17 protein-coding genes are annotated in these 19,894 nt (G+C 59.6%); 2 read left to right on the plus strand and 15 right to left on the minus strand.

The window, feature by feature from the left end; genetic code table 11:
• Positions 1-72: 72 nt before the first annotated feature.
• Together pbpC and KOSB73_RS22770 are read right to left on the minus strand one after the other, a co-directional pair.
• Positions 73-2,397: a peptidoglycan glycosyltransferase PbpC gene (gene pbpC, locus KOSB73_RS22765; RefSeq protein ID WP_064410813.1), complete on the minus strand. Its 2,325-nt coding sequence runs from the start codon at positions 2,395-2,397 to the stop codon at positions 73-75.
• Entirely contained in the window at positions 2,398-7,344 is a 4,947-nt protein-coding gene (locus KOSB73_RS22770) for an alpha-2-macroglobulin family protein (protein WP_098141026.1), read from the minus strand.
• Between the two features lie 208 nt (positions 7,345-7,552).
• On the opposite strand from KOSB73_RS22770, the gene sseA reads away from it, so the two are divergent.
• Entirely contained in the window at positions 7,553-8,398 is an 846-nt protein-coding gene (sseA, locus tag KOSB73_RS22775; RefSeq protein ID WP_024359354.1) for a 3-mercaptopyruvate sulfurtransferase, read from the plus strand.
• 32 nt (positions 8,399-8,430) lie between these two features.
• Here sseA and sseB read toward each other — a convergent pair whose 3' ends face one another.
• The 11 genes from sseB to trmJ all read right to left on the minus strand — a co-directional run bounded on the left by sseB (position 8,431) and on the right by trmJ (position 17,296).
• Positions 8,431-9,207, minus strand: a complete 777-nt coding sequence (gene sseB / locus KOSB73_RS22780; RefSeq protein WP_004136447.1) for an enhanced serine sensitivity protein SseB — start codon at positions 9,205-9,207, stop codon at positions 8,431-8,433.
• A gap of 96 nt (positions 9,208-9,303) precedes the next feature.
• Entirely contained in the window at positions 9,304-10,590 is a 1,287-nt protein-coding gene (gene pepB / locus KOSB73_RS22785) for an aminopeptidase PepB (protein ID WP_004123606.1), read from the minus strand.
• Positions 10,591-10,697: 107 nt separating this feature from the next.
• Positions 10,698-10,898 (minus strand): Fe-S cluster assembly protein IscX, encoded by a 201-nt coding sequence (gene iscX / locus KOSB73_RS22790; protein WP_004104502.1) that lies wholly within the window; start codon positions 10,896-10,898, stop codon positions 10,698-10,700.
• A 1-nt stretch (position 10,899) separates the two neighbouring features.
• A complete protein-coding gene (gene fdx / locus KOSB73_RS22795) occupies positions 10,900-11,235 on the minus strand; it encodes an ISC system 2Fe-2S type ferredoxin (protein WP_004104503.1) in 336 nt (111 codons plus the stop codon).
• A gap of 1 nt (position 11,236) precedes the next feature.
• Complete coding sequence (gene hscA / locus KOSB73_RS22800; protein ID WP_049100577.1) at positions 11,237-13,087, minus strand: Fe-S protein assembly chaperone HscA; 1,851 nt, start codon at positions 13,085-13,087, stop codon at positions 11,237-11,239.
• Between the two features lie 15 nt (positions 13,088-13,102).
• A complete protein-coding gene (gene hscB, locus KOSB73_RS22805; protein ID WP_004104505.1) occupies positions 13,103-13,618 on the minus strand; it encodes a co-chaperone HscB in 516 nt (171 codons plus the stop codon).
• Between the two features lie 73 nt (positions 13,619-13,691).
• Entirely contained in the window at positions 13,692-14,015 is a 324-nt protein-coding gene (gene iscA / locus KOSB73_RS22810) for an iron-sulfur cluster assembly protein IscA (RefSeq protein WP_002913979.1), read from the minus strand.
• A gap of 19 nt (positions 14,016-14,034) precedes the next feature.
• Positions 14,035-14,421, minus strand: coding sequence for a Fe-S cluster assembly scaffold IscU (iscU, locus tag KOSB73_RS22815; RefSeq protein ID WP_002913991.1), 387 nt, complete (start codon positions 14,419-14,421; stop codon positions 14,035-14,037).
• Between the two features lie 26 nt (positions 14,422-14,447).
• A complete protein-coding gene (gene iscS / locus KOSB73_RS22820; RefSeq protein WP_004134936.1) occupies positions 14,448-15,662 on the minus strand; it encodes a cysteine desulfurase in 1,215 nt (404 codons plus the stop codon).
• 177 nt (positions 15,663-15,839) lie between these two features.
• Positions 15,840-16,331 carry a Fe-S cluster assembly transcriptional regulator IscR gene (gene iscR / locus KOSB73_RS22825; protein ID WP_004104510.1) on the minus strand — a complete coding sequence of 164 codons (492 nt, stop codon included), beginning with the start codon at positions 16,329-16,331 and terminating at the stop codon, positions 15,840-15,842.
• 233 nt (positions 16,332-16,564) lie between these two features.
• Positions 16,565-17,296 carry a tRNA (cytosine(32)/uridine(32)-2'-O)-methyltransferase TrmJ gene (trmJ, locus tag KOSB73_RS22830; protein WP_004134934.1) on the minus strand — a complete coding sequence of 244 codons (732 nt, stop codon included), beginning with the start codon at positions 17,294-17,296 and terminating at the stop codon, positions 16,565-16,567.
• A 120-nt stretch (positions 17,297-17,416) separates the two neighbouring features.
• Between trmJ and suhB the strand changes: the two genes are divergently transcribed.
• Positions 17,417-18,220, plus strand: a complete 804-nt coding sequence (suhB, locus tag KOSB73_RS22835; protein WP_024359357.1) for an inositol-1-monophosphatase — start codon at positions 17,417-17,419, stop codon at positions 18,218-18,220.
• Positions 18,221-18,274: 54 nt separating this feature from the next.
• Here suhB and KOSB73_RS22840 read toward each other — a convergent pair whose 3' ends face one another.
• Both KOSB73_RS22840 and KOSB73_RS22845 read right to left on the minus strand, forming a co-directional pair.
• Positions 18,275-19,255 carry a nickel/cobalt transporter gene (locus KOSB73_RS22840; protein WP_064410815.1) on the minus strand — a complete coding sequence of 327 codons (981 nt, stop codon included), beginning with the start codon at positions 19,253-19,255 and terminating at the stop codon, positions 18,275-18,277.
• Entirely contained in the window at positions 19,246-19,884 is a 639-nt protein-coding gene (locus KOSB73_RS22845) for a DUF1007 family protein (protein ID WP_049088340.1), read from the minus strand. The genes KOSB73_RS22840 and KOSB73_RS22845 overlap by 10 nt, the downstream gene beginning before the upstream one ends.
• Between the last annotated feature and the right edge of the window lie 10 nt (positions 19,885-19,894).

Here is a 19,894-nt window from a genome sequence, read left to right on the forward strand (position 1 = left end):
GTGTTTAGGTAACATTTTTTTAAAAAAAAGCGACCTTAAACAACAAATCCGGCTAATTCAGGCAAGTTCTGTTTATTGCACGGTGAAGTTAGCGGCAACAATCTGCCCCGCCTCATCCATCACCACTAGCTGATAACTATCGGGGCGCTCAAGGTTAAGGATGGCGCTGGCGCCTTCCGCGGTCAGCGGTTCGCCGTTCAGAAACCACCAGCGCCGCCCTTCCCCGCCGGTCGTTTGCAGCGGCAGCATCACCTTCAGCTCGCCGGGCAGACGTTTAACCACCGCGCCTTCACGGATGCCGGATAGCACCAGCGGGGCGGCATCGACGGTTTGCACCGGCGGGCAGTCCGCCGAAACCGCCGGCAACCTGGCGCGACGCCGTTCGCCCGCGGGCAGCCAGGGTTCAAGCGGCAGCGGCCAGACGTCGAGGCTTTTCGCCACCGCGCCTGGGCAATCTGCCGCCACCCGCTCCCCTTTCTCATTCAGCCATACCGGAAAACGAATCCCGCGAATCCCCTCCTGACCAGGCAGCAGCAGGGTCGGCGGCTGGCTCTCGTCGAGCAGCCAGGTTGCCAGCCGTCGGCGGCAGTTCGCGTCGCCCGCCGCTAAATTCTGCCCGCCGGGCCAGCACACGGTCCCGGCGCTGACCGACGACGGGCGAGGATCGGCCGGTAATCCGCCGCGGCTCATAGCCGGTCGCGCCAGCAGCAGATTATTGACCTGATTCAGCAGCGGCACCGCGCTGACGAAGCCAAACTGTCCGACGACCGGCGTGCCGTCGGGCCGTCCGGTCCAGATACCAATCAGATAGCGGGCATTCACGCCGATCGCCCAGGCGTCGCGATAGCCGTAGCTGGTGCCGGTTTTCCACGCCAGCGGCACCACCTTCACCAGCGACGCATCGGGCACCGGCTGCGCTTCGCCGGCCAGTATGCGCCGCACGATCCACGCGGCCCCCGGCGACAGCAGCGGCCTCTCAACCAGCGGCGAGTCCGGCGTGATGCGCAATTGTCCCGCCTTGCCGTGGCGGGCGAACGCGCTGTACGCCGCCACGATATCCGCCAGACGCGCGCCGGCGCCGCCGAGGATCAGCGATAAATTCGGCTCCGCGCCGGCGGGTAGCATCAGCGGCAATCCGGCATTGCGTAGCCTGGCGGCAAAACGCTTCGGTCCGTAGGCCTCCAGCACCTGCACTGCCGGAAGGTTCAGCGAGCGAACCAGCGCGTCGCTGGCGCTCACCGGCCCGTGAAACCCGCTGTCAAAGTTGCCCGGTCGGTAGTCGCTAAAGCGTCGCGGCACGTCCTGCAGTAATGAGGCCGGATGGATCAGCCCCTCATCCAGTGCCATACCATAGACAAACGGCTTCAGTACCGAGCCGGGGGAGCGGATCGCCGAGACCATATCAATATGACCAAAGCGGCTATCATCGCCAATATCCACCGATCCTACCCAGCCGCGCACCTTCATATTGGTATGGTCGACCACGATCATCGCTAAAGAACTGCGCGGCGGCAGGCGCGATTTCCAGTTCAGCGCCAGATCTTCCAGCTGCCGCTGTAGCCCGGCATCCAGCGTCGTGACCACCTTCTCTGCGCGGCTGCTCGCCAGCGCGCGGCGGGCAAAAAGCGGCGCCAGCTGCGGCATCTGCCGCGGAAACAGCCAGACGGGCTCTTCGAGAGCTTCTCGCACCGGCTGCGACGGCCACACGCCCTGGCTTTCCATTCGCAGCAGGACTTTATCGCGCGCCGCCTGCGCCCGCTCGGGCCAGCGGTCCGGACGTAAGCGGCTCGGCGCCTGCGGCAATACCGCCAGCAGCGCCGCTTCGCCGTAGCTTAGCTGCGCGGGGGGTTTACCCAGATAGGCCCAGCTGGCCGCGCCGATCCCCTGCAGCGTACCGCCGAACGGCGCCCGGTTGAGGTAGAGCGTGAGGATCTCGCTTTTTGACAGATGCCACTCCAGCTGCAGCGCTCGCCATAGCTGCCGCAGCTTGCCGCCAAAGGTGCGGGGATGAGGATCGAGCAGGCGCGCCACCTGCATAGTGAGGGTGCTGCCCCCGGAGATCACTCTGCCGGAAGTGAGATCCTGCCAGGCGGCGCGAGCGATCGAGAGCGGATTGACGCCGGGATGATCCCAGAACCAGCGATCTTCATAGTGGATCAGCGCCTGTAAATAGCGTGGCGAAACGTCGGCCAGCGTCACCGGATAGCGCCAGACGCCCTGCGCATCGGCAAAGCGCCACAGCGGCGTGCCGTCTTCCGCCACCACCACTCTGGCAGGCGTAACCTCATGCAGCGGCAGCGGCCATAGCCGATCGGCCGCCAGCAGCAATAGCCACAGCAAAAAAATAAACGCCGCCAGCCAGCGCCAGCGGCGTTTTATACGCTTCAATACCCGCATTTAGGGCGCAACGGTTAGCGGTCCGCTGGCCGCGCCGGTTGCCCGCCACTGCGGCACGTACATTGACTCGACCTGCGGCTGCGGTACCTGATAAGTGCCCGGCGTCACCGCGCGCGCCAGATAAACCAGCGTCACCGGCTGGCCATCATTGATAGCCACCGCGGCGACGAAGCGATCGTCGCGAAACTCAATGTGCTGGATATCCGCCTGCTGCATCTGGTTAAGCAGATTCTGCACCGCTTCGCCATTTTCCTGCAGGCTGGCGCTGCTGTTAGCCAGATTCTGGTTTTCCAGCTCCAGCCCCGCCGGGAGTAAATCCACTACCAGCGCGTCCGGCACGTTGCGTTTGGCCGTGACTTCCAGCTTCACCAGCACCAGTTCGCCGCTGCGCAGCGAAGCGAGCGATTTCTGCTGGCCCTGGGTATCGAAAATTTGCCGTTCGATTCCCAGCACGTTGCCTCCCGGCTGCGGAGCGCTCTGCGGATATCCGCTGCTGTCGAGGCGAAGCCACAGCGCCTGCTGGCCGGTGTTGGTGACCTGCAGCGCCGCCAGCTGGTCGCCGGTCAGGTTGCGGATTTGCGCTTTATCGCCGGAGAGCGGTTCGGCCTGCACGGAGGTTTGCGCCTGCCAGCTGCCGGGACGGTCCTGCAACGTACGCCCGGCCAGGAACAGAGCATTACTCTCCTGCGTCGAAAGCCAGCGCTGGCCGTATGCCTCTTCCGCCAGATTGCTGAGCAGCGTATTTTGCGCTTCCGGCAGCAGTTTATTCTCCTCCAGCAGCGCCAGCTTCAGCGCATCGTCGCGCAGCTCGCTGCCGTAATCGCCGAGCCAGCGGTTCGCATCCTGGCGCGGCGTGGCCATCGCCAGCTTCAGGGCCTCGTCGCCGCGCGGCGCATCGCCCATCAATTTCAAGGCGACGCCCAACTGCAGCAGCGGCAGACCGGAACGCGCCTGGTCGTGACGACTCCAGATCTCGCGCAGCGCGCCGAGCGGCGCTTTCTGCTGCCGGGCCAGCACCAGCGCGGCATAGGCCTGAGCGGCAAAGCGGCTGGCCTGGGCATCATCGCTATAGCGGACGGTCATCAGCCCCGGCTCCTGTAAATAACGCAGCAGACGCTGGTTACCGCTGTTGACGGCGTTAGTCGGGACACTGTAGCCCTGCTCGCCCGCCCGGACGAGGAAGTCCATCGCGTAGGCCGTTAGCCAGTACTCCTCCGGACCCTCTTTATCCCACAGGGCGAAACCGCCATCATCGCGCTGCATCTGCAGCAGGCGAGAAATGCCGATATCCACCGCCGCGCGTCGTTTTTCATCGCTATCGCCGCTGATGCCCAACGCTTTAAGCTGGACGGCGTTGGTATAGAGCGACGGGAACAGCCCGCTGGTGGTCTGCTCCAGGCAACCATAGGGATAGGCTTTCAGGTCGCGAATATAGCGCGCCAGGTTCAGCGGCGGCTTGCCGCTGAACACCAGCTGTCCCTGCAGCGTCGCCGGCGAGAAGCCCTCACTTTGCGCCGCCGGAGCCTGCCAGCTTTCGCCTGGTTGCAGGACGGCGCCCGAATTGACAGTTTGCGCCGGGAAAGCCGGACGCACGCCGAGCTTCCACTGTTTTTGCATTGGCGTGAACGTTTCACCCGGCAGGTTCACGCCGCTGATGATGGCATTCACCTGACCATCGCCGAAACCTTCATGCGCGCGGACGGGTACAAACAGGGTGCTGCGCGCGCCGGGCGCCAGCTGCACCGGCGGTATTTCTCCCCCTTCAAGCTGCAGCAGACCGCTGGCGGCCAGCGCAACGTTGAGGGTTTGCGGCTTATCGGTCAGGTTACTGAGATCCAGCGCCAGCCGCGTGGTATCCCCGCTGGCGAGGAAGCGCGGCATGTTCAGCTCGGCAATGACCGGCGCAGCCACGATCGTTTTCCCTTCGCTGCTGCCAAAATCGTCAGCGGTCCACGCCTGGGCCATCACCCGCAGTTCGCCGTTAAAGTCGCCAATCGGCAGAGTCACCGTCCCTTCGCCTTTCTCATCCAGCACCACCGGCTGCGCCTGCTGGGCGATAATCGTCACGTGGTTAACCGGCGGTTTGCCGCCGCGCTTAAGTTCATCACCGTCGCCGCCGAAGCGCAGGCTGGCGAGTCTCCCCTGCCCCTCAATCACCTGACCATAGATATCGTAAATATCGGCCCCGTAGCGTTTCTGGCCGAAGAAAGCGTTCCACGGGTCCGGCGTCGCGTAGTCGGTAATATTCAGTACCCCGCTATCCACGGCGGAGAGCAGAACGTTAACCTGTTTCGGCATCTCGCCTTCTTTGACGCTGGCCTTAACCTTCACCGTCAGCGGCTGGTTCGGGCGCATTTTAGCCGGCGCCTCCAGCGCCAGATTCAGACGACGGTTTTCGTCGCCGAGCGGCAGGTGCAGCAGGCCCACCGCCCGTTTTGGCGTCGCGGAGCGGGATTTATCCCCCTGACGAATAACCAGCGCGCTGAGGTACAGGTCGTGACGATTCCACGCTTTATCCACCGGGATCGATAAGTCCATCCCTTCCGCCGGGACGTCAATCTCCTGCCACCATAGCGGCCCTTCGCTTGATTCCACCAGCGCATAGCCTTTACCGGCTGCCGGCGCGGCGATATGAAGCTTGATGGTATCGCCCGGTTTATAGGCCGGTTTATCCAGCTTCATGGTGACGCGGTCCGGACGCGCCGCCCCCTGGCCGTCGCTGTTATCCTGCCAGCTGTATCCGGCCCAGAAGCGCACGCTGCTGACCACATCATCTGGCCCTTTGACTTCCAGGCGATAAGAACCCCACTCGACCGGGAAGCTCACTTTCGCCGTTTGTCCGGCTGAAATATCCAGCGACTCCTCGCCTTCCTGAAGATCTTTTTGATCGAACTGCGACTGCCAGCCTTCGCTATCGGACCAGTTCCAGTAGTAGTCGCGGCGTTCGCGAATTAACCGCACCTGTAGCCCGGAGACCGCCTTCTTCTCACCTTTCGCATCGGCATACACAATCTCAAACGCGGCGGCGCCGTTTTCATCCACCACCGGCTGCTTGACGGTGCTGTCGGTGCGATAGTCATAAACCTCTTTCAGGGCAAATTCTGGCCGGATACCCGGTAGCGTATCGGCAGGCCAGATTGGCTGTCTGACGGTGCGCGTGACCGGACGTCCGCCGGACTCCAGCAGGCTGGCCTGCAGGATCACCTGCAGCGGAGAGCGGCTCTCCTGCCACTGGCTGGCGGCGGTGACTTCTGCATGGCCCCGAACGTCCAGCGTGGTCTGTACTTCATCCAGGCTGCGGGAAAGGTTCTCTTCGGCAATGTCGCCAAACTGGAAGCCCGGCAGCGCGGGCACGGCGTCGCGCAGCGGACGCAGGAACAGTTTGCCCTGCAGCGAGTTGCCGCTGGCCGGCGCGCCGTACAGATAAGCACCGGTCACCGCAAAGCTAACATCCGCAGCCGGAGAGACGGGCGCATTTTGCGGCGTGAGATTTAGCGCCATACGCTCAGGCATAAAATCTTCGACGTGAAAATCCCACTCGCGCGGCTGGTTGTCGCCGGTGCTGGCGCGAATGTGCCACATCCCGGTCGCCGCGCCGCTATCTAGGGGATAAGTAAACTGGTACAGGCCGTTAACCGGTTTGCTGACCGTCGAACGAATGACCTGGCCGTCCGGCTGCACCACTTCCAGCTTCACCGGCTGCTCGGGGAGCGGTTTACCGTCGCTATCGCGCAGTAAAGCGTTGAGGATCACCGTTTCGCCCGGACGATAGAGATCCCGCGGACCAAACATAAATAGCTGCTTGCTGAACCCCGGCGCGCCGGCAATGGAAAATTCAGCCAGGTCCAGCGCCGGGAGTTTGAGATCCAGCAGGGTGGTTTGCCCGTCCTTACGCGCCAGCAGCAGCGCCGCTTCTTTGTCCGTTTGCAGCGTCACATGGCCCTGGCCGTCGCTCTTCGCCTGCGCCAGCGTCTGCCCTTTGGCGTTCAAGAGCTGAACATCGATATCGGACTGCGCCGCGCCGTTTTCCAGACTTTGGGTAAAGACATCCAGCCGGTTGTGGTAACGGTGCGCGGATACGCCGATATCGCTGAGGGTGAACAGCGTCGCGGCGTTGCTGTAGCTGTAGCGGCCCGCCTGGTTCATCACCGCGATATACACGCCCGGCTCCTGCAGCGGTTTGATATCCGCCAGCGGCAGCAGCAGTTTTTCACGCGTATTACGCGCGGGGTTGAGGTCAAAACGGCCGGTATAGACCAGATCGGCCATCTTCAGCAGCTCGTCCGACTCCCAATTGCTCAATGAATTACGGTATTCCCATTGGCTGACGAAGGCCGAAAGTGATTCCGGTTTAATACGGAAAAAATTGACGTCGACGTTATCGACATTCAGCGCCATCACCGGCAATCCGGCCACTACTTTCCCCGGCAGCAGCGAGCCGCGGCTGGCAAAGCCGATGCTCGGGGCAATATCGCGGGTGGTAATGGTTTTTTCAAAGCTGCTGTCAAAGGTCGCTTTATTCAGCGCCGCCAGGGTTGGATCTACCGATACAATCAGCTCGCGTTTTGGCTCAAGATGGCGAAGCCGCAGCTCTTTCAGGTTAGGCGCCAGCTCCCAGGCCCCATCAACTTTGCCGCTTTTTTTATCGACCAGATGTACGCTACGGGAGAAATCCTGGTCCGGCTGCAGAGGGATTGAGAAGGTCAGCACCATCGTCGACGCGCCGTCGAGCTGTACTTCCGAGGCATCCAGCAGCGTTAGCGCTTTGCCTTTGCTTTTTTCCGCCAGCGCCGCCAGCTGGCTGGCATCCGGCTTCGCGCTAGCTTTATCCGTCGCCGCAGACGCCGCGGGCGCAGCTGCCTGCGGTTTGCCGCTGTCGTCGCAGCCGGTCAACGATAGCGCGGTGAGCAGCGCCAGAGATAGTGCCGCCAAACGAAATGGTTTCATCCTTCTAACCCCTCGGCCCGCAGGCCGGATACATTAAGTGAACACATTATTATGCGTTAACAATATCATTACCAACAGCGACGAGAATAGAATCAAACTCCCGAGAGTGAATCATCCGTGATACGGTCGCCACTCTGGGATCCATAACTTGTCACTCTCCCGGAAAACGTCGACAATTCACTCTTGAACAATAAAAAAGGAGACGCCGATGTCTACCTCGTTTTTTGTCGCTGCCGACTGGCTGGCGGAACATATTGATGACCCGGAAATCCAGATTATTGACGCCCGTATGGCTCCGCCGGGACAGGAACAGCGCGATCTTAACGCTGAGTATCAGGCGGGCCATATTCCCGGCGCCGTTTTTTTCGATATCGAAGCCCTCTCCGACCATACCAGCCCGCTGCCGCACATGATGCCGCGCGCGGAGGCGTTTGCCGTCGCCATGCGCGAACTGGGCGTCAGCAGCGATAAGCATCTGGTGGTATACGATGAAGGCAATCTCTTCTCCGCGCCGCGCGCCTGGTGGATGCTGCGCACCTTCGGCGTTGAAAAAGTGTCTATTGTTGCCGGCGGCCTCGAAGGCTGGCGTCGCGATGAGCTGCCGCTGGAGCAGGGCCTCCCTGAACTGCCGGAAGGTGATTTTGACGCTCGTCTCGATCCGCAGGCGATCAAGCGTCTGACCGATGTGCTGCTGGTCAGCCATGAAGGATCGGCGCAGATCGTCGATGCTCGCCCGGCCGGGCGTTTTAATGGTCAGGTGGCCGAGCCGCGCCCGGGTTTGCGCAGCGGGCATATTCCCGGCGCGCTAAACGTCCCCTGGAGCGAACTGGTGATTAACGGCGAACTCAAAACCACCGATGAACTGAACGAGATTTTCGCTCGCCAGGGCGTCGACTTTGAGCAGCCGATTATTGCCAGCTGCGGATCCGGCGTGACGGCGGCGGTCGTGGTGCTGGCGCTAACCACGCTGGGCGTTAACGGCGTCAGCCTGTATGACGGCTCATGGAGCGAATGGGGCGCGCGGACGGATTTGCCGATTGAACCGGCGCAGTAGACAAAGCAACGGGGGCGTAAGCCCCCGTTCGGTTAGATAATGCGATTGTGCTTAAAGTCACGCAGGAAGCTGCCCCAGCGTTTTTCATAGAACGGCGTAATGTGGGCAATCATAAAGTGGCTAATCCCCTTTTCACCCTCCACCACCTGGCAGATATCAATCGGCTCGTCGCCGGGAAGCGTATCGGTCGCAACGCTGCCGGTGGCCTGAATCACCGCCTCAATATCGCCTTCCGCTTCAATACCAATCAGCAGGTTGGCCGGGGCATCGGCGCTGTCTTTAATAGAGCATAAAAACGCGCGCTTCACCGTTTTCAGCGTCTTGAACAGCGTGGTCAGCGAGTCCACCATCTGCGCGGGCGGTTCGGCAACCTCAGACAGCAGCAGCGACTCGCCGCCCTCAAGCACGGTCTGGGTACTGAGCGGGCTGCCCTCTTCCCCCAGCAGATGGCTAATTTCTCGCGGCGCAAACTCTTTGCCAGTAGGGAGTTTGGCATTGAGATAGAGCGTTTCGCCCAGGGTCATCGCGAACAGCGTGCGCACCGGCATCACCACGAAAGACTGTTCGTCCTCAACGGCCTGCTGCAGCGCTTCCAGCGAGGTGAAAAAAGGAATAACCGATGTGCCATCATCTTTTTCCCAGTGCAGCAGGTCCAGTACGCTATCTTCCACAACCTGCTCGCCCTGAGCGGCGGCTCCCGGCACCCAAACGGTGGCTTCGAGCAAAGTACGGAAAAACGCCGGACGGTGGCCTGGCTCGGTCGCCGCCTTCTCCAGCAGGGTTTCTAGCTCATTTTTAGTTTCGGACATAGTTTCGCTACTTCAAAATCGCCCGGCGGCGCTGCGCTCGCACGGGCCCACGAGTTTTGTCGGTCGGGTAAGCGCAGCGCCACCCGGCAAAATCCATTACTCTGCCGTCAGCAGGTTGGCAATGGTGCGCACACCGAGGCCGGTCGCGCCCGCCGACCACTGCTCAACGGCAGATTTACGGTAGGTCGCCGAACAGTCGATATGCAGCCAGCCCTGGTGATAGTTCTCCACGAAGTGGGACAGGAAGCCCGCTGCGGTGCTGGCGCCCGCCGGATAGGCCGCGCTGCCGGTATTGTTCAGCTCGGCGAAGTTCGACGGCAGCTGGCCGCGGTGGAACTCAGCCAGCGGCAGACGCCAGAAGGCCTCGTTTTCAGCCTGCGCGCTCGCCAGCAGGCGATTCGCCAGACCATCGTCAAAGCTGAACAGCGCGTGATAATCATTACCCAGCGCGGTTTTCGCGGCGCCGGTCAGCGTGGCGGCATCGATAATCAGCTCAGGCTTTTGCGCAGAAGCATCGATCAGGCCGTCAGCCAGCACCAGGCGACCTTCCGCATCGGTATTCATGATTTCCACGGTTTTACCGTTGCGATAGTGAATAATATCGCCAAGTTTAAAGGCGTTGCCGCTAATCAGGTTATCGGCGCAGCACAGATACAGCTTCACGCGCTTATTGAGGCCGCGAGTGATGGCAAACGCCAGCGCGCCGGTCACCGTTGCCGCGCCGCCCATGTCGGACTTCATCGAGTCCATAAAGGCGCTCTGCTTGATGCTGTATCCGCCGGAGTCAAAGGTGATGCCTTTACCGACCAGGCAGGCGTACACCGGGGCTTCTTTATCGCCGGTTGGGTTATAGTCCAGCGCCAGCAGGACCGGCGGGCGCTCGGAGCCGCGACCGACCGTGTGCAGGCCCAGGTAGTTCTGCTCGCGCAGGTCTTCACCCTTGGTGATACGATAAGAGACGTTATCGCAGGCCACGCTGCACAGCAGGTCTACCGCACGCTGCGCCAGCTGTTCCGGCCCCAGCTCTTCCGCCGGGGCGTTAATGGTGTCACGGACCCAGTCAATAATGGTCAAGCGGTTATCCAGTTCGCTTTTCTGCGCATCGTCGAGGGCCGGCCACTCCACTTTGCGGCTGCCTTTCGGCCCCTTATAACCCGCCCAGAACGCCCATGCGCGGTCGGTGTCCCAGCCTTCGCCATCAAGCGCAACGTGTTTGATGCCCATGCCGTCAATTTTCCGCGCCGCGCGCTGAATCAAGCCCAGGTCGTCTTTGCCGTTCAGGTGCAGGGCGATGCCGTCGTTATTAATGCTGTAAGACGCTTTTTCTCCCCAGCGCGCATCGGCTGGCTGAGCGGTAAGCGTAATTTTCATAGCTTCGGTCATTATCATTATCCTTCTTAGCAAACGGGCCGCCGTATGGCAGCCCGTAAAGTTCTTTCGCCCGTTGATTTATCCGGCTTATAACCACCGGGTAAATCATAACGCGAAAATTATTCGGCTTCGTCTAACCAGACTAGCAGAATCGCCTCAAGAATTTTTTCATTGGATGCGTTTGGATCGTCATCAAACTCTTCCAGGTCGCATATCCACTGATGCAGATCGGTGAAGCGAACGGTTTTCGGGTCGAGATCCGGGAAGGCGTCGTACAGCGCTTCGCCGATTTCGCGACTATCGGTCCATTTCAGTCCCATATTAATGCTCGCGTGCGTGGTTGATGGTGTAACGCGGAATTTCGATGACCAAATCTTCGTCAGTCACCCGCGCCTGGCAGCTCAAACGGCTGTCGGGCTCAAGCCCCCAGGCCTTATCCAGCATGTCGTCTTCATCTTCGGTACTTTCCGCCAGCGAGTCAAAGCCTTCACGCACGATGCAGTGGCAAGTGGTGCAGGCACAGGATTTTTCGCAGGCGTGTTCAATCTCAATACCGCTACGCAGCGCAGCATCAAGAATGGTCTCACCGGTCTCAGCTTCCACAACTACGCCATCCGGACACAGGTCCTGGTGGGGCAGAAAAACAATTTTTGGCATTTTAAACCTCGTCCACGGATTGGCCTTTCAGCGCGATACGGACCGATTGATCCATACGACGTGCGGCGAATTCCTGGGTTTGTGTGTCGATATTTTTAATCGCTTCTTTGATTGCATCGGCATCATCGCCTGCCGCAGCGGCGCGCACTTGCTCCGCGGCGTCATCGATAGCCTGACGCTCTGCGGCGCTTAACAGCGCGGCGTCGGCGGCCAGCGCGCTGACCAGACTTTCCAGTACGCGCGCGGCTTCAACTTTTTGCTCGGCCAGCATGCGCGCCTGGACGTCCTGTTCGGCGTAGCTCATCGAATCTTTAATCATGCTGGCGATCTCGCCATCGGTCAGACCGTAGGACGGTTTCACCTGGATAGAGGCCTCGACGCCGGTCGATTTCTCCATCGCCGTCACGCTCAGCAGGCCGTCGGCATCCACCTGGAAGGTGACGCGAATATGCGCCCCGCCCGCCGGCAATGCCGGAATGCCGCGCAGCGCAAAACGCGCCAGGGAGCGACAGTCCTGCACCAGCTCGCGCTCGCCCTGCATGACGTGGATAGACATCGCCGTCTGACCATCTTTGAAAGTGGTGAACTCCTGCGCGCGCGCCACCGGAATGGTGGTGTTGCGCGGGATAACCTTCTCCACCAGACCGCCCATGGTTTCCAGCCCCAGGGAGAGCGGGATCACATCGAGCAGCAGCAGTTCGCTGTCCGGCTTGTTGCCCACCAGAATATCCGCCTGAATCGCCGCGCCGATGGCGACGACTTTATCCGGGTCGATAGAGGTCAGCGGCGTACGGCCAAAGAATTCGCCGACGCGCTCGCGCACCAGCGGCACGCGGGTCGAGCCGCCCACCATCACCACTTCCAGCACCTCTTGCGCCTCAACGCCGGCGTCTTTCAGCGCGCGACGGCAGGCCAGCAGAGTGCGTTTGACCAGCGGCGCGATCAGATCGTTAAACTGGCTGCGGGTGATTTCCCCCTGCCAGCCGCCGACATTCACCCGCGCCGTCTCGGCATCGCTGAGGGCGATTTTCGCCGCGATCGCCGCATCGAGCAGCTCGCGCTGCAGGCGGTTGTCGCTGCGATCGCTCAGGCCAGCCTGCTCGCGCAGATAATCGGCCAGCAGGTGGTCGAAATCGTCGCCGCCGAGCGCGGAATCGCCGCCGGTAGCCAGGACTTCAAACACGCCGCGGCTTAAGCGCAGCACGGAGATATCAAAGGTGCCGCCGCCGAGATCGTAAACCGCGATGACCCCTTCCTGACCGGAGTCCAGGCCGTAAGCAATCGCCGCCGCGGTGGGTTCGTTCAGCAGACGCAGCACGTGCAGGCCCGCCAGACGCGCCGCGTCTTTGGTTCCCTGACGCTGAGCATCATCGAAGTAGGCCGGCACGGTAATCACCACCCCGTCGAGCTCGCCCGCCAGCGCTTCGGTAGCGCGCTCGGCCAGCGCCTTGAGGATATCGGCAGAAACGCGAATCGGGTTGAGCAGACCGCCTGGCGTCTGAATCATCGGCAGGCCGTTTTCGCTTGCCTGCAGTTGATAAGGCAGATGCGGGTAGCGGGCCTCGATATCGGCCAGAGAACGCCCCATCATGCGCTTGACCGAGCTGATGGTATTGACCGGATCCTGAGCGGCGTTTTGCCGCGCGTCATAGCCCACCGTCAAACCCGAAGCCTGATAGTTCACCACCGACGGCAGCAAATAGCGCCCTTGACGGTCGGGCAGAGTTTCGGCCTGGCCGCTACGCACGGTAGCCACCAGTGAATTGGTGGTGCCCAGGTCGATACCCGCCGCCAGACGTCGCTGGTGCGGCGCGGCGCTCAGTCCGGGCTCACTAATTTGTAATAAGGCCATAATTGCTTCCGAAAATTAAAAATCGAGCAGTTTTTCTTCGAGTTGTTCCGCACTGCTTCGCAGTTTATCGAGAAAACGCAGCTTGCGCACGGTATCCGCCGCCGCCTCCCACGTCTCGTTATTCAGTTGTTCAACCATCAGCTGATGCCGGGTATCAAATTGCGCTTTGACCCGCTTGATAAAGCTTTCCAGCCGCGCTTCATCCTTCGCTTTGCCTATTTCATCCAGCTCTTCGCGCAGCTCCAGCTGTTCCATCAGGAACGCGGTATCGCGCACGGTGTGCTGCTCGCTGGCGAGATCGAAACCATGAAGCGAAAGGAGATATTCGGCGCGGGTCAGCGGGTGGCGAAGGGTTTGCCACGCCTGATTAATGGTGGCGGACTGCTGCACCGCGGCGAGCTGTTCGGCCGCGCTGCCGCTGGCGAACTTATCGGGGTGATACTGGCGCTGTAGTTCCTGGTACCGGGCAGCCAGGGGTTCTAACGAAAGGGTATAGCTGGCCGGTAACCCGAAGAGGGTAAAATAGTCCATAGCAACCTCAGGGTTAACGAGATAAAGCAAACCCCACGCGCAGCGAGACTACGGTGGGGTCAGGGATAACCGATTACACGTTAAAGCTTTCGCCGCAGCCGCACTCGTCCTTCACGTTCGGGTTGGTGAACTTAAACCCTTCGTTAAGGCCTTCTTTGACGAAGTCCAGCTGCGTACCGTCGAGGAACTGCAAACTTTTGCCGTCGATCACGACCTTCACGCCTTTGTCTTCAAACACGGTGTCTTCTGCCGCTGGTTCGTCAACAAACTCCAGTACATAAGCCATACCTGAACAGCCGGAAGTTCTGACTCCCAGGCGCAGGCCAAACCCCTTACCGCGGTTAGCCAGAAAGGCGTTGACTCGCGCTGCTGCACTGTCGCTTAAAGTAATCGACATAACAAACCTCAACTCTTAATTATTTTGCTTCACGTTTGCTTTTGTAATCCGCAATCGCGGCTTTAATCGCGTCTTCCGCCAGAATAGAGCAGTGAATTTTGACCGGCGGCAGCTCGAGCTCGTCAGCGATATCGGTGTTTTTAATCGCCTGAGCTTCGTCCAGCGATTTCCCTTTTACCCATTCGGTCACCAGGGAGCTGGAAGCAATAGCGGAACCGCAGCCGTAGGTCTTGAAACGCGCGTCTTCAATGATACCTTCATTGTTGACTTTAATCTGCAACTTCATCACGTCGCCGCACGCCGGCGCGCCAACCATACCGCTGCCGACGTTTTCGTCGCTATTGTCGAAAGAACCGACGTTGCGCGGATTCTCGTAATGATCGATAACTTTTTCGCTGTAAGCCATGATGAATTCTCCTTATTGGTGCCGAATTAGTGATGTGACCATTCAATGCTGTTCAGATCCACGCCCTGCTTGAACATTTCCCACAGCGGTGAGAGTTCGCGCAGACGGCCGATGGAGTTGCGGACCAGATTGATGGTGTAGTCAATCTCTTCTTCGGTAGTAAAACGACCTAAAGAGAAACGAATAGAGCTATGCGCCAGCTCGTCGGTCATCCCCAGCGCGCGCAGCACGTAGGACGGCTCGAGGCTTGCGGAAGTACAGGCTGAACCGGAGGAAACCGCCAGGTCTTTCAGCGCCATAATCAGCGACTCGCCTTCAACGTAGTTAAAGCTGACGTTGAGGATATTCGGCGCGCCCTGCTCAAGGTCACCGTTGAGATAAACCTCTTCCATATCTTTCACGCCGTCCCACAGACGGTTACGCAGGCCGCGCAGGCGGGCCATTTCGCTTTCCATCTCTTCTTTCGCGATACGGTAAGCTTCACCCATACCGACGATCTGGTGGACAGGCAGCGTACCGGAACGCATGCCGCGCTCGTGACCGCCGCCGTGCATCTGCGCTTCGATACGAATACGCGGTTTACGACGCACGTACAGCGCGCCGATACCTTTCGGGCCATAGATTTTGTGGCCGGAGAAGGACATCAGGTCAACTTTCAGCTGGCTCAGGTCGATAGGCAGTTTGCCCACGCTCTGGGTCGCGTCAACGTGGTAAATGATACCGCGGGCGCGGCACATCTCGCCGATGGTAGCGATATCCTGCACCACGCCGATTTCGTTATTCACGTGCATAATGGAAACAAGGATGGTGTCATCACGCATCGCGGCTTCCAGTTCTTTTAAATCGATAATGCCGTTACGCTGCGGGGCGAGGTAGGTGACTTCAAACCCTTCGCGCTCCAGCTGACGGCAGGTGTCCAGCACGGCTTTGTGTTCGGTTTTGCTGGTGATGATGTGCTTGCCTTTTTTCTGATAAAAGTTGGCTGCACCTTTAATCGCCAGGTTATCGGATTCCGTCGCGCCGGAGGTAAAGACAATTTCGCGCGGGTCGGCACCGACCAGCTCGGCAATCTGATTACGGGCGATATCTACCGCCTCTTCAGCCTGCCAGCCAAAACGGTGGGAACGGGAGGCCGGGTTACCAAAGGTCCCGTCCAGAGTCAGGAACTGCATCATTTTCTCGGCAACACGCGGGTCCACCGGCGTGGTTGCGGAGTAATCGAGATAGATCGGTAATTTCATTGCTCTATAAACTCCGTACATCGCTTCAATGCAAGGAATCAGGCAACCGGCTGGATGTACGACCGAGTACACAGGATGGCGGAGCATCCCGGCCTGATTCGAAAATCTTTTTTATCTTTTTGGCTCAGCTCGTTTCAGCTTGCAGCCGAATAGCTGCAAGATGAAACTGAACGAGAACTACGCGCGCAGTTTGACGTCAATAGCGTCCTGAGCACGGGTATTACGCTGGGATTCATGGTTGTGCTGACGACCGGAGACATCAAGGATTTCCTGGTTATTCACCAGTTCGCCCAGCGTGATGTTATTCAGAAAACCGGTCAGTCGCTCGCTCAGATCGCGCCACAGCGCGTGAGTAAGACACTTATCGCCGCCCTGGCAGCCGCCTTTGCCCTGACAACGGGTGGCGTCAACGGATTCGTCTACTGCGCTGATAACTTCGCCAACCGCGATGCTACCCGCTTCTTTACCTAACAGATAACCGCCGCCTGGACCACGTACGCTGGAAACCAGACCATTTTTGCGCAGGCGAGAGAACAGCTGTTCCAGATAGGAAAGCGAAATTCCCTGACGCTCTGAAATATCAGCCAACGGAACCGGACCCGATTCAGAGTTGAGCGCAACGTCAAGCATCGCGGTCACGGCATAACGCCCTTTAGATGTCAGTCTCATGTCTTACTTAACCTCAAACTCGCCCCTGCCCGGGCTTTTTATTAATATGGGTATTGCATAGCAAGGCAAGTCTGACATTCCCGAGTAAATTGGTCAACTATTTACTTGACTGTTTTAGTCAGGTATTTGGCTTTCCGTGCCGTTTTACTTAAGCGCGATCTGATGCCCGCCCCCATCGGGGGAGGCGATCGGTAGGCCGGGTAAGCGCAGCGCCCCCCGGCAAACAGACAGCGCTATTCTTTATTCTTCTGCTCAATTGACGCCAGCATACCGCGCAGGATGTTCAGCTCCTGGCTTTCCGGGCGGGCGCGGGTAAACAAACGGCGCAGCTTGTTCATCACCTGGCCCGGATGACTGGCGCGGATAAACCCGGTTGCCAGCAGCGTCTGCTCCAGATGGCCGTAGAAACGCTCTAAATCATCCACCAGTGGATAAGGCGTTTCTTCATGCTCGACGACGGGCTCATTTTGCTCCTGCGCCGCCAGCCATGCCATACGCACTTCATAGGCGATGACCTGCACCGCCATCGCCAGGTTCAGCGAGCTGTATTCCGGGTTAGCGGCAATCGCCACGTGATAGTGACACTTCTGTAGCTCGTCGTTAGTCAGGCCAACGCGTTCGCGGCCAAATACCAGCGCAACCGGCGCATGCTGCGCTTCGGCGACGCTTTTCAGGCCGCATTCGCGCGGATCGAGCATCGGCCACGGCAGCGTGCGGGAGCGGGCGCTGGTTCCGACAACCAGGCTACAGCCCGCCAGCGCTTCATCGAGGGTGTCGACGATGTTGGCATTGCCAATCACGTCGCTGGCGCCGGCCGCCAGAGCGATGGCCTGAGAATCGGGTTTAACCAGCGGATTGACCAGCCAGAGGTTGGTTAACCCCATGGTTTTCATTGCGCGGGCGACAGAGCCCATATTGCCGGTGTGTGAGGTTTCTACCAGTACGATTCGAATATTTTGCAGCATTATGGTTCTTCGGCTAAAGATTATTCGTGCATGCTATCATAAAACGGAGACATAGGCAGATTTCACTGTTACTATATGCGCCGTTTTTTCCCGTTCTTTAACATCCAGTGAGAGAGACCGATGCATCCGATGCTGAACATCGCCGTGCGCGCAGCGCGCAAGGCGGGTAATTTAATTGCCAAGCACTACGAAACCCCTGACTCCGTAGAAACCAGCCAGAAAGGCAGCAATGATTTTGTGACTAACGTCGATAAAGCCGCCGAGGCGATGATTATCGAAACCATTCGCAAATCTTACCCGCAGCACACCATCATCACCGAAGAAAGCGGTGAACACGCAGGTGAAGATCAGGATGTTCAATGGGTTATCGATCCACTGGATGGCACCACCAACTTCGTAAAACGTCTGCCGCACTTCTCCGTGTCCATCGCCGTACGCATTAAAGGCCGTACTGAAGTCGCCGTGGTTTACGATCCGATGCGTAACGAACTGTTCACCGCGACCCGCGGCCAGGGCGCGCAGCTGAACGGCTACCGTCTGCGCGGCAGCAGCGCTCGCGATCTGGATGGCACGATTATCGCCACCGGCTTCCCGTTCAAAGCAAAACAGCACGCGACCTCTTACATGAATATCCTCGGCAACATGTATACCGAATGCGCGGATTTCCGCCGCACCGGTTCCGCGGCCCTGGATCTGGCCTACGTTGCCGCTGGCCGCGTTGACGGCTACTTTGAAATCGCGCTGAAACCGTGGGATTTCGCGGCAGGCGAGCTGATCGCCCGTGAAGCAGGCGCTATCGTCTGCGACTTTACCGGCGGCCATAACTACCTGCTGACCGGCAACATCGTTGCAGGCAACCCGCGCGTTGTAAAAGCCATGCTGGCCAATATGCGCGAGCATCTGAGCGAAGCGCTGAAGCGTTAATCTCTCACTGAATGAAAAGCAAAAAGGAAGCCGCGGCTTCCTTTTTTTATCCCGTTAAAACGGACGCAGGCCGCCGCCCGGAGGTATCGCACTACTCCACATCACGATAGCCGCCGCCAGCAAAATCACGCCGCCGGCCAGCGCCAGCGTCGCCCAGCCTACCTGCTTCCATGGCGCCGGCGCCCGGTTCGCGCTCAGCCTGACCGCCAGTTGACGGAATCCGTGAACCAGCAGCGCCAGCGCGCTAATGGTGAGCGAGGTTCCCGCCGCCATCGCCATCGCGGCCGCCATCCCCCAGCCAAATACGCCGATAACCTTACTGAACAGCAGCACCATAATGGCTCCGGAGCAGGGCCGCATCCCCATCGACAGCACAATCGCCAGCCGCGCCCGCCAGTCATCGCCGCTTTGCAGCTGTTCCGGCGCCGGTAGATGCTGATGCCCGCAGCCGCAGTTGGCGTGATGAACATGATGCGGGGTAAAAGCGGTAAATTTCGGTCGCCGCAGCAGCATCCGCAGCTTTTTCAGCGCCCGCCAGCACAGCAACAGGCCCAGCGCGCCGACCAGCAGATAGCTTCCCTTTTCCAGCCAGAAGCTGCTCAGGTGCAGCGCTCTTGCCGGAAGACGTAGCAGGGTAAGCACGACCACCACTAAAGCGATGGCCACCAGCCCCTGCAGCAGCGAGGCGGCCAGGGTCAGGCCAATGCTGGATTTCAGCTTCGAAGGATGGGTCGCCAGCCAGGTGGTAATCACCACTTTACCGTGCCCCGGCCCCAGCGCGTGCAGGACGCCGTAGACGAAGCTAAACCCCAGCAGCGACAGCCCGGCGGCGGAGGGATTTTCCGCTACCGCCTGCAGAAGCCGGCTTAGTTCAAGATTCAGCGCGCGCTGCCAGACCGCGCTTTGCAGCAGCACCTGCGGCCAGGCCTGCCATAGCCAGAAGCCAGCCCCTGCCGCCAGCAGCAAAAAGAGCGCCAGCGGCCAAAGCTGACGCCAGCGCGGAGAACGGCTGTTTTGAGTAAAAATCAGCGACATTGCAGCGTCACCTTTTGCGCGAAGTAATTCCCCAGTTCCATATCCTCCGGCGGCGCATCCGCTTTATCCAGCGACTGCGCATAGGACAACATTTTTTCATTCGGTTTCGGCGTCATCATGTTTGCCGCGCAGATCGTTTTCATCGCCGCCGGCAGAGCGAAATCAGCGTCTTTGTCATAATACATATCAACGTAATAGGTCGGGTCGTAGGTTGAAAAGGTAAAGGTTTGCCCGGCCAGAGGCTGCGGCTTCGCCAGCGGTAGGGTAAAGGTGAGCACCGCCTGATGGCCGCTGCGCTCCAGGCCATAGCCGTCGGGTCGATTATCAAACTTTACCCGCTGGCCGTTATGCCATAGCTCGCTGAAATAGTGCTGGCCCAGCACGTTCGCCATCACTTCCGCCGCCAGCTTTTTCCAGATTTCGCTACCGGGTTTAGCGTTGCCCGCATCATAGAGCAGATCGGCGGAGGTGATTTCATCCATCGTCCAGCGCATTTTAAAGCCGGTGAGCAGGCCATTTTCCGCCACGACCTCCGTTTGCAAACTGATGAAACTGTGCGGATGCGCCGCCGCGGATAGCGATAAAAACATGAAAAACGCTGCGCTGACGCATTGTTTCACTCTCTTCATCTGTTCCTCA

The sequence above is a fragment of the Klebsiella grimontii genome (assembly GCF_900200035.1).
Classification (GTDB): domain Bacteria; phylum Pseudomonadota; class Gammaproteobacteria; order Enterobacterales; family Enterobacteriaceae; genus Klebsiella; species Klebsiella grimontii.